Genomic DNA, 13,073 nt, shown 5'->3' on the forward strand with positions numbered 1-13,073 from the left:
AATTAATGTTTTTAATAGGAGAATGGTAGCTAAATATCATTATCATATTTACTCGATTTAGCTAATTAGAGAACTTAATAATGATAGCAAATAAGGAAGGAATAACTGGGCAACATCTTTCGAGACATGAGAGATAAGGTCCGCAGGGGCAGAGTAAACCATGTGTACTAAATGGTAAAATAAGGTGTTCTTGTATACTCCTTTTTCAATTATGCATTCAAGAAACCATATTTGCCTGAATTAAATGAATTCAACGTTTTACCTAATCTCTTAGTTGTGAAATCCTGCGAATTAGCGAACATTTTTATAAAATTTCTATATTCAATAGAGAGTTAAAGTCATAATTGATAGAATTTTCAAATATTACATAAGAAACCCTAATTATGGAGGGGGTTTTGAAATTACATAGTTTGACATAGAAACACCAGGTTTATAAGAAGAGAAACATTTGGTGCTTAAATTTTGAAGGATGGCACTATCAGTATAATAAAGGTGTTGAGAAACATGTTTATAATTTGCTAATGGAGTAATTTTCAGATTACTTAACAGAAAATGCATTATGGGGAAGCACGTACACTTTTGCAGAATTATAAAGAAAGTTGATAAATATATAAATTCTATAATAACAAGAGCATAAAGCAAAAATTGGCAAGCATAGGCCCTGTTCAATACCGTACTTATACAAGCCAATTAACTGCTTTATATATACTCTAACTTTTGGTAATCACTATCTTTAATTGCTGCACATTCCTGCACCTCGTGATAATTGATTATGAACATTTAGATAATAACTGCTTTTTCTACTTCTTCTACAAGACGGAAACGTTTTGTAGATGATAATGGACGGGTTTCCATAATACGGATAATATCGCCGGTTTTTGCTGTGTTGTGCTCATCGTGAGCTTTATATTTCTTGGAGTATTTAACACGCTTGCCATATAATGCATGCTTTTTGTATGTTTCAACAACAACTGTGATGGTTTTATCCATTTTATCAGAAACAACACGGCCAGTATAAACTTTGCGTTGATTACGTTTACTCATTTTTCGAAAACCTCCTCTTAACTTATCAAATGTTAGCACTATTTAAGATATAGTACTTTGGAACTTAAAAAGAGAGAAAATATATTAATCATTTTGGTGAAAGAAAATTATTTAGGGATAATAGGAAACTTTGCTGAGAAATACAAGTAAAAATGTTTCCTGTCAAACACTTGCTATTTAGAATATCAAGAATAGTTGTTTTTTCATTCAATCCCTTTAAAGAATGCTGCCAGTATAAATCCGTTCTATTTTTCAAAATGAGAGATATATCTTTCAACTAATTAATGAATGAAATTCATTCAGTTTATTTTAGCTCTTATAGCTTGAAAAGTCAAATATCACCATGGCAATCTTACTATAAAAAATTAAGAGGGAAATTATATAAAATTCCCCATTGTTGTTAATATCTTCCATGTTCTAACATGCCTATGTCCAAAAAGTTGCATACTATTGTAACAGGATATACAACTAATATTCTTAAATTACTAAAAATATAAAAAGTTTGATAAGGGGAGGAGAAAGAAAGTGTTTCTGCGAAATAAGGAGAAACATACAAATTAAAGGTCAAAGGTGATGATGATCCTATTTGTTGAGATCAATACAGCTTTAATTTTGATTTAAATGATTGCCAATTTCGTGAGTGGGCAACAGAACACAGTGAATGGATTGATTGGAACTTAGCTCAATTAATCGAAAATGGGTCTTGAAATGGAGGAAGAACATAATTGGATAAAAAGGTAGATTATTTTAAAGAAACATTAAAAGGGTAATGGAGAAGGCAAAATATTATTATCCTATAAATGCTAATTAACAATGTACAAAAATGATTGATTATCAGGTTGCATTTTTTAATATTTCCTAAGAGAAACTTTATATGGAGAGGCGGGCATGATAGCCTTGTATGGAAGAGCCAAGCCTTGATATAGCTGGCTTCTTGGCTCAAAAGTCATGCACGTAGAGGCTCCATGTTAAGTTTTCAGGACCTAACAATATATTCAATAACTTTCCACATAAACATTATTGTACATCACTATACAACAAAAATGTACATTTTTATTTTGACATTTACAATTATCCCAAAATATGTGGTTTTTAGAGTGGGCATATTTGTAATTATTAGTATAAAAAAATGAATCAGATAAATGGATTATATACAAATTTCTTTAATGTACTTAATTTCATTTTGAGTGCTATTGGATCACCAATTACCCTATTCAATCAAACAACTGTATTATTTGATAATGCAAAGAGGGTTTACAGAATAGATATTACCATGGAAGTAAAGGAATATACCGCATTCCTAAATAAACTTTTTAAATAAGCAAATATTTAATTCAGGGTGCTTTTCTTGTGTAATAAACATGAGTTTTCACTTTGTTTATTGAGGGAGGATAGTTTAAAAAAGGTCTTATTTAAAAATGGGGATGAAATATGGGTATTCAGAAGATAATTATAGAAATAATTCACAATAATATAATTCATTCAGAACCAACAGAATATGAACAATTAAAGGAGGGACTGTCAGGCGAGTTGTACCATCTTAACACTGATGGTATTAAATATGTGGTTAAGTTAAATGACCATGAGTGATTGAATCTAAGTGATATTTGTTAATTATTTTTAGACAAAAATTTGTTTCCTAAACTACTAATTCATTGAACCATCATACAAATACATAGTTTATTTATTCATAAATGGTGCTACAAATTACAATAGAAATATATAAACAATTATTCATTATATTGGTTGGGGATGGGTAGACCAACCAGCAGATTCTTGGCAAAGTTTTCTCTCAATGAAATTATTGAAGCAATAAGAGAGTTGATTCACCATTAGATAGAAATGAACTTAATTTCGTATTTAACCTATTAAAAAAATTAGACAGATTTAAAACCGTATTTATTACACGGGGATTGTGGAGTACATAATTTTATTTTTAATGATGGACAGTTAAGTGGTGGGATTGACCCAACTCTTGTTAGCGGTGACCCAATCTAGCCTTTTGTTCTTTACAGATGATTGACTATTGATTCAGAGGTTAATCACTTGATGATTAAAGCTGGAATAAATAATTCAGTTTATACGAACAAGTAATTATTGTTTTATATCTTAGGTTAGAGGCTTGTGTTAAATACCGTCCAAATGATTTTATGGAATATCTTAAAGCCTGAAACTATTGGAAGGCGTAATCAAAAAAGTGTAATTTTAAGTTAGTCTTCTTCAACTAAATCAGTTAAGCTAATAGTATAGTAATTACTCGTGTGTTTGTGAGAATTGACATACAACCTAATACAATTATAAGTGAAAATCTTGGCTAAACATGGTTTGAAATTTTGATAACATAGGCTTCAACAATCGGGCGCTTTTCTGTAGAGACAATGGATATAAAATGAAATGTGATAATATAGAAAAAAATAAAAATTCTTTACTGGCTTAGTGACAGGGTTCACAAAACACTGACAAATAAAACGTCATATTTTTATTTCATTTTGGGTATTATTAAATTAGAAAAACTGGATAAACTAAAAATACCGCTAGTGCTGGAACACTAACGGTATGCAATATAACTGTTTCCTTTAGGGCATCGGCTTTAACGGAAGAATAGACCACAACCTGAATTGTCAGCTCAAGGGCGGTCTATTTTTTTTTGTGAAGAGATCGACATGCCATATGCCAGTGACAACACGCTTGCGCCGATTGAAGCGCTCAAGCAGCACCGCGAGAAGCGAACGCACCAACGGTGGATGTGTGATCGACCGTAAAGCCGCGCTCTGCCATCATCCCCTCAATGTCGCGTATGCTCAGATTATAGGCCTCCGGTACCAGCTTACACACAGCAGGATCACAGACTGCTCGAACTGGAGGACCTTTGACATCGCAAACCCTCCGAAATTGGTCGGAGGTTCCTTGCCTCATCACCGGTAAGCAAAAGTTGCAACACATCCTTGCGCCTCCACCAACGCCGAACAGTTCTGATGAAGGGTTCACAATACATATCGGTAAAAGTTGATAGTCACGAACTGGCGTGCCACGCTTCATAGGCGTGGTGGACAGAGAGAGATCAGTTCGTTGCGGTCTTGGTGGACAAGAAAGTTTTGCTCGAACCTGACTTGGGTGCCGTTTTCGTGGCCTGCGATGACTTCAATGGCCATCGCCATCCCGGCTTCGATTACCGCCTTACCTCCAGGTACGACCCACGGCGCTTCCCAGCCGATACCGAACGAGTGACCATGAACCGGGAAACCAACGAAAATGTCCCGTACTTTCAGGGCATTAGCTACGACGTCGAAGAGGTCACCGGCCACGATCCCTGGGCGACATGCTGCGATACCTGTTTCAACTGCTGCTATCGCACCATCATAGATTTCAGCATGCTTGGCGTTCCATTTGCCTCCAACTGGAACGGTCCGGGAGATATCCCAGGTGTATCCCTCCGCCGCAGCCCCCGACATGTCTGCATGGAAAATATCACCGAGTTGCAGTTTACGGGTCGTCCAGTTAGGAGCCATACCAGAGGTATACAGCCCGGTAAAGGGACCGGAGGAGCTCGGAATGTCCATAATCAAGCCCCCCCTTCGCACGGCGACCTCGTAAGCAGCGGCGACAGCATCAGCCTCGGTATTTCCCGCCACCGACGCTGTCTTCATCAAAGCTTCCATGGCGGCGCTGCCCACATCGGCCGCTTCGCGCAGCAACTCGAACTCTAGTTCCGTTTTATGGATCTTCAGACTCTCAATGGCCAGATCCATATCGACTAACTGAATGCCTGTGGCCAGTTCTGTGAAACGACGCAGTACACCAGAAGACGTCCATGGTCCGGCGACTTGTCCCAGACGGCTGTTTCCCAGCCCCATGTCTTGAAGGGTCTCAATCACCGTGTCCGGAACGAATCCGTGCGCGGAGCGGATGTCCTCGACAGGAACAATATCCCGGCGGACCCCGGGATTGTCAGTGACAAGAACGGGCTCACCGTTGACGGGGATAATGACCGCTGCATGACTGAGACCTGAAAAATGCCCCGGCACGTCCGGTAAATAGGGAAACACTGGGCAATAGTTGGCTAAATAGATAAGGTCACTGGCCATATCGACCGTGCCACCACCTTTGCCCCAAACAATGATTGCTTCCACGTTGTTCTGCTTTGCCAGGTCTTGGACCCGAGACCACCTTCTCTCGTACTCCGACCTCGGAATGCGGTTAGTTAACATAATTTGTTTCCTCCTCGTAAAATAGTTGCATATCCTTCCAAATATTAGGCATAACCTGGGGGATGCTACACACCTTAAAATAAACTGAACGTACAGTCTATTTTAGGCTACAAGATTCACCTTAACATAAACTGAACGTATAGTCTATATTTTAGTCTATTCCATTTAAGAATATATCTATACCCTTGGTGAAAATCTCTTTAAGCTTATCTTTTGGAATATTATTAGCCTCTTCCTCGATACCGTTCAATATTGAGGAAAGCAACAAAGTTAGAAAGCTTATGTCATACTTCTCCCAATACCCTTTGTTTTGAGCTTCTTGAAAGATATTTTCACAAACTTTCAAATACTGTAAATTGATAGCTTCTAATTTCTTTGCCGAGGTTTTGACAGTTAGTATACTAGATAAAAATTCTTTTTGTACCCTACTAATTGGATAGCTGATTGCTGTATCTGCATAAAACTCAGCTAAACCGTATAACCGATCTTTTGGATTTTTAAATTGTTGACAGTATGAATGCCATTCCTCTAACCAGATACGCGCATCCTCTTCCATTACATGCAAGAACAGAGCTTCTTTATTATCAAAGTGATAGTAAAGATTACCCCGGCTGATTCCGCCTTCGTTTATAATATCAGTGATAGTTGTATCAGAATAACCTTTGATCTTAAATAAGCTTCTAGCGGCGTTTATTATCTTTTCTTTTGTTCGTTTACTAGCAACACTGTGTTTTGTCATAATTCCATGCACCTCATTTTGATATTATGTTATTAGGTATATATTAATATAATAAATACTAAACCAAACATACAGTTTATTAATTGACAACTTACTTGAGTTGTGTAGAAATTAGATCACACTATTATTGTAGCATATTTATAACATAAACCAAACGTACAGTCTGTTGGATTCTTGAAGCTTATTTAGGTGCTTTTTATTGTTCTAATTGTATAGTCTACCTGAAGTGACCCTGCAAGTTAGACACAGTTATTTGGTATGTCAACACTAAACTAGACAATTTTTTTAAGGTGTCTATGCTTGTAATCAACGAGCTTGCATATTCAAGGGGTCCATGAATTCGGATGTAATTAAACCAGTGAACATAGTCCTGTAATTCCCTTGTTAATTCTTCTAAACTATTAAAATGTCTTCCTTTCACAAACTCTGTTTTGATGATTTTGAATGTTGCTTCGGCTGCATTATCATATGGGCAGCCCTTCATTCTTAAAGATCGTTGGATATTAAATGTTCTCAAAGCATCATCAATCAGTTTGTTTTTAAACTCATTTCCACGATCGGTATGGAATAGCTGTATTTTATTTAGGTCGACCTTGATAGAAGCTAATGCACGATAAACGAGTAATGCATCTTTATTTGGCCCTGTACTAAAACCAACGATTTCTCGATTAAAGAGGTCGACGAAGACACATACGTAGTTCCATTTTTGATTAACTCTTACGTATGTTAAATCGCTTAAGATTGCGGTCATTTCTTGTTCCTGGGCAAACGAACAATTAAGTTCATTCGTCTGTTCTGACTCATTACAGGACTTCCCATGCGGTTTAAATTGAGCGATTGTGTAGGAAGAAACAAGGCCCTGCTCCTGCATTTATGCGCCCGATTCTTCGCCTGGAAACGATAAGACCGCGCTTTTTCAATTCTACTTTGATTTTACGTGTTCCATAATTTTGACGGCTTGCGTGAAAAATATCGACCACATCAGAGACAACGGGATCCTCTGCAATTCTTTCTGCTCACCTGTTAAATTGTCTTTCTCCTTAAAAGAACCTGATTTTTGACTCTGACTCACCCACTTATCTAAAGATAAAGGAGTAAGGTCATACTCACGAATAATCTCTTTTCTTTGCTTTCCATTTTGGTACATCTGCACGATCTGTTTCTTGAAATCTTCAGTAAATGTTCGGCGTTCTCTTTTGGCCATGTAGATTCTCCTCAAATGTATTATTTGTAGTCTACTTGACCTTAAAAATTCTGTCCAACTAAGTGTAGACTATCCAGATCGGGGATGTTGGAAAAGGCAATGTGAAAGAGTTTATTAAAAATCGTCAGGATGCCGTGAACTGGTTAGATGATGTAATGTCGGCGCTGAAGCTGTCCAAAGCTATTTTTATGGGACATTCGATGGGCGGCTGGCTTTGTACAAACTTTGCTATTCATCATTCAGAAAAGGTTGAAAAACTAATTCTGCTTGCACCAGCAGCTGGAATGCACAAAATGACTCCAAAGTTTTTCTTTAAAGTCTATCCGGCGGTTGCATTCCCATCAGAAAGCAGAATTAAGAAAGAACTAGAATGGTTCATAAGCCCAGTTTTTCAACCGGACGAGCGAGCGGAAATTGTGTTCCGCCAATTTATCGTCTCTGGTATGAACTGTGTACCATGCATGCGCATTGTTCCATCTGTGTTTGCAGACGAAGAACTTCAGAATTTAACCGACGAAACACTCTTATTAGTAGGCGAACATGAAACGATCTATAATCCAAATAAAATGCTTGAAAGAGCTAAAGGACTTATGCCAAATCTAACGACTCAATTGATACCAAATGCGGGGCATGGCTTATCCATCGAACAGCATGAAATTGTTAATGAAGTTGTTAAATCATTTTTAAAGAATTCGTAGGTTATAATTTCAATTGCGTTGATCCAAGATGGATTAACGTTTTTGTTTAGGCCTTGCTTTATTGGACAAACGGGGCAGTTTTATAAAAGATAAAAGGACAAAAAGTTAACTTGCTACTCATTTGAGTAGTTTTTTTATTGTTAAAGTATAAAAAATGAAACCAAAGCAGATTTCAGTCGTCTTAGCATAAAGAGGTGGGAAAAGAGGTGGGAATAAATTGTGAGTAAATCAAATGGGGATGAAATTTTAAATATAGAAAGTAAGGATGAATGGTTTGAAAAAATTATGGATGTTTATGGTGAAAGGCTAACTAAGCTTTGCTTTAATTATACAAAGGATTGGAATGTATCAGAAGATATTGTCCAAGAAGTGTTTATTACTTGTTATAGGGAGTATGAAAACATTGATAAAATCGACTTTTTTAAGGCATGGATTTATAGGATTACAATAAATAAATGTAAAGATTTACTAAAGAGTTCTTTCTTTAAAAGGGTTGTTATGAGCTCCACCCTTATCACCCGTATAAGAACGATAGAGTTATCTCCTGAAATGTCCATAATGAAAAATAGTGAAGAGGAATTCCTTTCTACTTGTGTATTAGCACTTCCAATCAAGTATAGAGAAGTAATTACACTGTATTATTATGACGAACTGTCGATTGAAGAAATTAGTAGGATCTTAAAAATAAATAATAATACGGTCAAAACTAGACTGAATAGGGCAAGGATAAAACTAAAAGTCTTAATGGAAAGGTGGAGGTAAAATGGAAAAGAAGCTTAGTAATTTACGTGCTGCTATGAATTCATCAACTCATAAAGGTAAGCACTTTACGGAGATACAGAAAAGAAAGATTATGTCCTCTCTTAATCAAATACAAACAAAAGAAATTAGGAAACCAAATGTCTCTATATATTTAATATCGACTATTGCAGCAACCTTGTTTTTCTTTGTAGTTTATACAGGGTTATTTACTAATCTATCTTTAAGTGGGGATATAAATCAGAACGATAAACAGAATGTTGAAAATCAATGGGAGATTCGGGAGGAATACTCAAAGAATAATAAGGTACTATTCAACGTATCTCCAGATCCTTATCTTACTGCTGGTAAATCATATGGGTATATCTTTAGTTTTAAGGAGTCTTTCAATACCTATAGAGGAAAAGAAATTGAAATATACGCAATTCATAAAGAAACCGGGGATCGCATTAATGTATTAACTCCATTTAAAATTTCTGAACCAACCCCAGGGTATTCAAGTTTAGGTAGATTTACTGCTTCACTTACAGTACCTGAAAGTGGAATTTGGAAATACGAAGTGTACTTTGATAAGAAATTATATGGGGATGTCGTATTACTGGTTGGATCAGAAAATAATCAAACAAAAATAATATTACCTAAAAATACACCTTCCTTTATCTTGAATAGAGATTTTGAAAACGTTGAATGGAGCAATGAGGCAGTGGATTTAGGTAATAATATTGTAGGGAATGATAACAAATCAGGTGTTATTGGTGCTGATATGCCTAGTTTAAATATTAATCAAAAGTGGATGTGGCATCTGTGGGGAATTGATAATACCACTGAAAACAAGTTAACAGTTGTTGGGTTGCATAAAGAATCGGATACAGTCCATCAAATCCTGACAACAGGCTGGTCAATTGAACTTGGTGGAGAGAATAATGGAGCGGATGCACATGCACCTTCAAGCGTGAATATTCCTTTAAAAGGTGAATGGGCAGTGTTACTCTATGTTAATAATGAATTATTCGATATATTAGTTTATAACATAACCGATTAAGCAATATCTTATGAATGTTAACTATTAAAAAGGTTCTAGCAGAACCTTTTCGGAGATATGGTTTTAATACTATAAACGGGAACACTTTTTCATATAAGATGAAAGCAAACTGTATTTTGTGTAAAGTACACTTAAAAGTAAAGTGTGCTAATAATTAATAATCAAGATCTGCTGCCAATTCAGGTGGCTTTTCTAATTCCATAAACGGGGCAGTATTGTTTAATAAAAGATATAGAATAGCAGTACTCTAGACAGTTAATAAAGGAAAAATCCTACCTTATGTTTGATACCTTAAATAGAGCACAATTAAAAAGGTGGATTTAAAAGGCATTGCAGAATTAATATATACGGATATTTTGAATGATTCCTGGAATAAAGAGAAGAGAAGCTTACTAAAAGAAATTTTTGTTCTTTAACCTAGGCTCTTTTCGTATGGATTGTTCCTTTTTTAAAAAAAATACGAATTTACTTTTTATGGTATTATGTTTATGGAAGTTTATTCCGAATAAGTAGAAAAAGTAATAGAAGTTATAGAATAAAGAAAAAAATAAAGGATGTGGAGGAAAGTGAAAATGCCGGATATAAATCATAAAACCTACATTAAAGTACCAGTAGAAGAAGTATATAAAACTGTTTCAACATCTCAAGGTTGGAATGCTTGGTTTACAGATGACACATCTTTAGAAATAAACTCAGATGGAACTGGTGAAATACGATTGATATGGACAAATTACGGTAGTGAAAATGTAAATATTGAAGATGGGGGGAAAATACTTGAGGCAATTCCAAATAAAAAATTTGTTTTTCAATGGTCACCAGGAGAACAAAATTCAACAGTAAATTTTATATTTGAGCCTCATGAGGAGGGTACATTAGTAATTCTTAATGAAACGGGCTATACAAATTCGGAAAAAGACTTAAAAGCCTGCATTGGATGTGCAGTAGGCTGGGGTGAAGCATTAACACTATTAAAGATATACTTAGAGTATGGAATTGTATATAAACAGGATTTATAATTCTGAAGTGGTGCTTTTATGTTCTAGAAGTCTTATATAACTAAAGTGTGTTTATATTGAAGTTCTAGAGCTGCCATTATGGTAGCTTCTTTAATTTCACTAAAGGGGCAGCATTCCTGTAATAAGTGACACCTTGCTTATGGTAGAAAAGGGGCAGCATTCCTGTAATAAGTGAAAATGAGATTTGATAGAAAAAAGACCTCTTGATAAGATAAATGTGTCCTAAGCCGGCTAGCTAAAAGGGACAAAATATCTACTCGGAGGTCTCAAAATGAATTATAACCAAAATCATAAAATAGCTCAAATCACACCGGAAACCTTAATCGTTGGTATTGATATTGCCAAACATCATCATGTAGCTAGAGCACAGGATTATCGTGGAATAGAGCTAGGTTCTACTTGCTTTTTTGATAATACTCAAGAAGGAATTCGAACATTTATTAATTGGATGAATCAAATAAAAGATTCATACGAAATGGAGTCTGTCATTACTGGAATGGAGCCAACAGGCCATTATTGGCCTAATTTAGCTCATATTCTAAAGGAGGAACAGATTAAATTTGTCACGGTCAACCCCTTACACGTCAAGCACAGTAAGGAGCTAGACGATAATTCTCCAACTAAAAATGATGTTAAAGACGCAAAAGTCATTGCACAACTAGTCAAAGATGGTAGATACTCCGAACCAACTATACCACAAGGAGTTTTCGCAGAACTGCGTGTGGCTAAGAAATTACGTGATCTATTAAATGTAGACTTACAAATAGTGCAAGGACAGGTACACAACTGGATTGATCGATATTTTCCAGAGTTCTTTACCGTTTTTAAAAGTTGGGAAGGGAAGGCAGCTCTTCATTTATTAAAGCTTGAAGCATTACCGGAAGAACTGGTGAGATATACAGAAGAAGAATTACTGGAATACCTTAGGCAAGCAGTGAAACGCAGTATAGGGATTAAGAAGATTCGTGCCTTAAAAGAAGCAGCCAATCGCTCGATTGGCATCCGTCAGGGTGCCATGATGGCTAAAATGGAGTTAAGAACGTTAATCCAAAAGTATGAACTCATTCAAAACAAGTTCGAAGAGCTTGACCAAACTCTGGATACACTACTTCAAGATATTCCAGGCGTTGATCAAATGTTAGAAATAACAGGAATTGGCCGCGATACAGTGGCGGGTTTCTTCGCTGAAGTAGGCGATTTGAGTGAATACAATCATCCTCGCCAGATAACTAAACTGGCTGGACTTAGCATAAAAGAAAATACATCAGGTAAGCATAAAGGGAGAACCAGAATAACCAAACGTGGTCGAAAGAAATTACGAGCATTGTTATTCCGGGCATCTATGATTCTAGTAGCCAAGAACAAAGCCTTTAAAGCCCTCCATCATTACTACATAACGAGACCTGAAAATCCGTTGAAAAAGATGCAGTCTTTAATTATATCCAACCCAAAGCAGTAAGTGGTGCTAATGGTACAATAAGGGTGACAACATCTGAGGTTAGTCTTAAAAGGGACACAAAATAATTATAATTCGGTACACTATAATTTTCAAAAATAAGGAAGTGTTCACAAATGAAAAGAAACAATCTTCAAACGAGTACAGAGAATATGTAGCTAAATTAGTTGTGGAGAAGGGCAGAAAAGCAACAGATGTGGTTCTTTCATTTATTTTCACCTTCGAGTTCTTGGTCATACGGAATAATGGTCCCATCAGGATATTCCCTTACCCATCCATTTTCAGTATTATAAATAATATATGTGTTATTTGCTTTGGCATCTATTTTAGCTCTTTCGCCAGTCATCTTTACCCATTTATCAACCCACTCAAATTTTCTTCCTTTAGATTCTTCATTATGGTCTAACACGATATTCACCGCCTATTCCACCTCATTTTCTTATATTTTATCACAAAAGGTAAGTAAAACACCTATTTGGTATTTATCCCTATATAGAATGAAGTTGGAACCTTATTGTATTGCAAGAAAATAAGTCAGAATATAAAAAAATGAAGAGCATGTTTGATAATGTGCAACAAGACATTCTCTTATTAGAATTTCAAGATATACTTGTTGAGATCTATAAGGAATTGTTAGAAAGCAAGAAAGTTGCTGAGCTAGAAATCAGTAGTGGACAAGAAACCGCTGCAGCTACACTTTCAAACGAACCTAATGAAGAATAAGACATATTACTTAGCTTTCAAAATTATTAAATTTATTGGTCAAATGTTTTTATCTCTTTCATGATTTAAATGTACTGTTTTATGTTTATACTAGTTTACGAAGTGTTTAGCACTTCAGTTCTCAATGGTTTTTATCACTGTGGAACTTAGAGCGATAATCCATCCTACAATTCACAGTGTGGGG

General features: G+C 35.8%; 9 protein-coding genes and 2 pseudogenes. 6 read left to right on the top strand and 5 right to left on the bottom strand.

The genetic code is table 11. The annotated features are described in order from the left end of the window. Nucleotides 1-780: 780 nt before the first annotated feature. From rpsQ to F7732_RS00785, 4 genes and pseudogenes are all read right to left on the bottom strand, one after another. The gene (rpsQ, locus tag F7732_RS00765; protein WP_151571819.1) at nt 781-1,044 is read right to left on the bottom strand and encodes a 30S ribosomal protein S17; all 264 of its coding nucleotides are present in this window, start codon (nt 1,042-1,044) and stop codon (nt 781-783) included. 3,035 nt (nt 1,045-4,079) lie between these two features. Then, on the bottom strand, nt 4,080-5,252 hold the full coding sequence (locus tag F7732_RS00775) for a M24 family metallopeptidase (protein WP_151571820.1): 1,173 nt from the start codon (nt 5,250-5,252) through the stop codon (nt 4,080-4,082). A 151-nt stretch (nt 5,253-5,403) separates the two neighbouring features. After that, nucleotides 5,404-5,991, bottom strand: a complete 588-nt coding sequence (locus F7732_RS00780; protein ID WP_151571821.1) for a TetR/AcrR family transcriptional regulator — start codon at nt 5,989-5,991, stop codon at nt 5,404-5,406. A 217-nt stretch (nt 5,992-6,208) separates the two neighbouring features. Then, nucleotides 6,209-7,195: pseudogene (locus F7732_RS00785) on the bottom strand (IS3 family transposase). A 101-nt stretch (nt 7,196-7,296) separates the two neighbouring features. On the opposite strand from F7732_RS00785, the gene F7732_RS00790 reads away from it, so the two are divergent. From F7732_RS00790 to F7732_RS00810, 5 genes and pseudogenes are all read left to right on the top strand, one after another. Then, nucleotides 7,297-7,893: an alpha/beta fold hydrolase gene (locus tag F7732_RS00790; protein ID WP_161598818.1), complete on the top strand. Its 597-nt coding sequence runs from the start codon at nt 7,297-7,299 to the stop codon at nt 7,891-7,893. A gap of 219 nt (nt 7,894-8,112) precedes the next feature. After that, nucleotides 8,113-8,655 carry a sigma-70 family RNA polymerase sigma factor gene (locus F7732_RS00795; protein WP_240056491.1) on the top strand — a complete coding sequence of 181 codons (543 nt, stop codon included), beginning with the start codon at nt 8,113-8,115 and terminating at the stop codon, nt 8,653-8,655. A gap of 1 nt (nt 8,656) precedes the next feature. Then, nucleotides 8,657-9,694, top strand: coding sequence for a hypothetical protein (locus tag F7732_RS00800; RefSeq protein WP_151571823.1), 1,038 nt, complete (start codon nt 8,657-8,659; stop codon nt 9,692-9,694). 572 nt (nt 9,695-10,266) lie between these two features. Then, nucleotides 10,267-10,710 (top strand): SRPBCC family protein, encoded by a 444-nt coding sequence (locus F7732_RS00805; protein ID WP_066442659.1) that lies wholly within the window; start codon nt 10,267-10,269, stop codon nt 10,708-10,710. A gap of 271 nt (nt 10,711-10,981) precedes the next feature. Beyond that, nucleotides 10,982-12,148 (top strand): annotated as a pseudogene (locus F7732_RS00810) (IS110 family RNA-guided transposase); the annotation flags it as partial. A 223-nt stretch (nt 12,149-12,371) separates the two neighbouring features. Here the strand turns inward: F7732_RS00810 and F7732_RS00815 are convergent. Further along, nucleotides 12,372-12,584 (bottom strand): hypothetical protein, encoded by a 213-nt coding sequence (locus tag F7732_RS00815; protein WP_151571825.1) that lies wholly within the window; start codon nt 12,582-12,584, stop codon nt 12,372-12,374. 101 nt (nt 12,585-12,685) lie between these two features. Between F7732_RS00815 and F7732_RS00820 the strand changes: the two genes are divergently transcribed. Then, complete coding sequence (locus F7732_RS00820) at nt 12,686-12,889, top strand: hypothetical protein (RefSeq protein WP_151571826.1); 204 nt, start codon at nt 12,686-12,688, stop codon at nt 12,887-12,889. Nucleotides 12,890-13,073 lie beyond the last annotated feature (184 nt).

It is taken from the genome of Bacillus mesophilum, from assembly GCF_008923265.1.
Taxonomy (GTDB): domain Bacteria; phylum Bacillota; class Bacilli; order Bacillales; family Cytobacillaceae; genus Cytobacillus; species Cytobacillus mesophilum.

Excerpts from the sequence above, each read along its gene's own strand:
- rpsQ (WP_151571819.1), bottom strand. The coding sequence starts at position 1,044 with ATGAGTAAACGTAATCAACGCAAAGTTTATACTGGCCGTGTTGTTTCT.
- F7732_RS00775 (WP_151571820.1), bottom strand. The coding sequence starts at position 5,252 with ATGTTAACTAACCGCATTCCGAGGTCGGAGTACGAGAGAAGGTGGTCT.
- F7732_RS00780 (WP_151571821.1), bottom strand. The coding sequence starts at position 5,991 with ATGACAAAACACAGTGTTGCTAGTAAACGAACAAAAGAAAAGATAATA.
- F7732_RS00800 (WP_151571823.1), top strand. The coding sequence starts at position 8,657 with ATGGAAAAGAAGCTTAGTAATTTACGTGCTGCTATGAATTCATCAACT.
- F7732_RS00805 (WP_066442659.1), top strand. The coding sequence starts at position 10,267 with ATGCCGGATATAAATCATAAAACCTACATTAAAGTACCAGTAGAAGAA.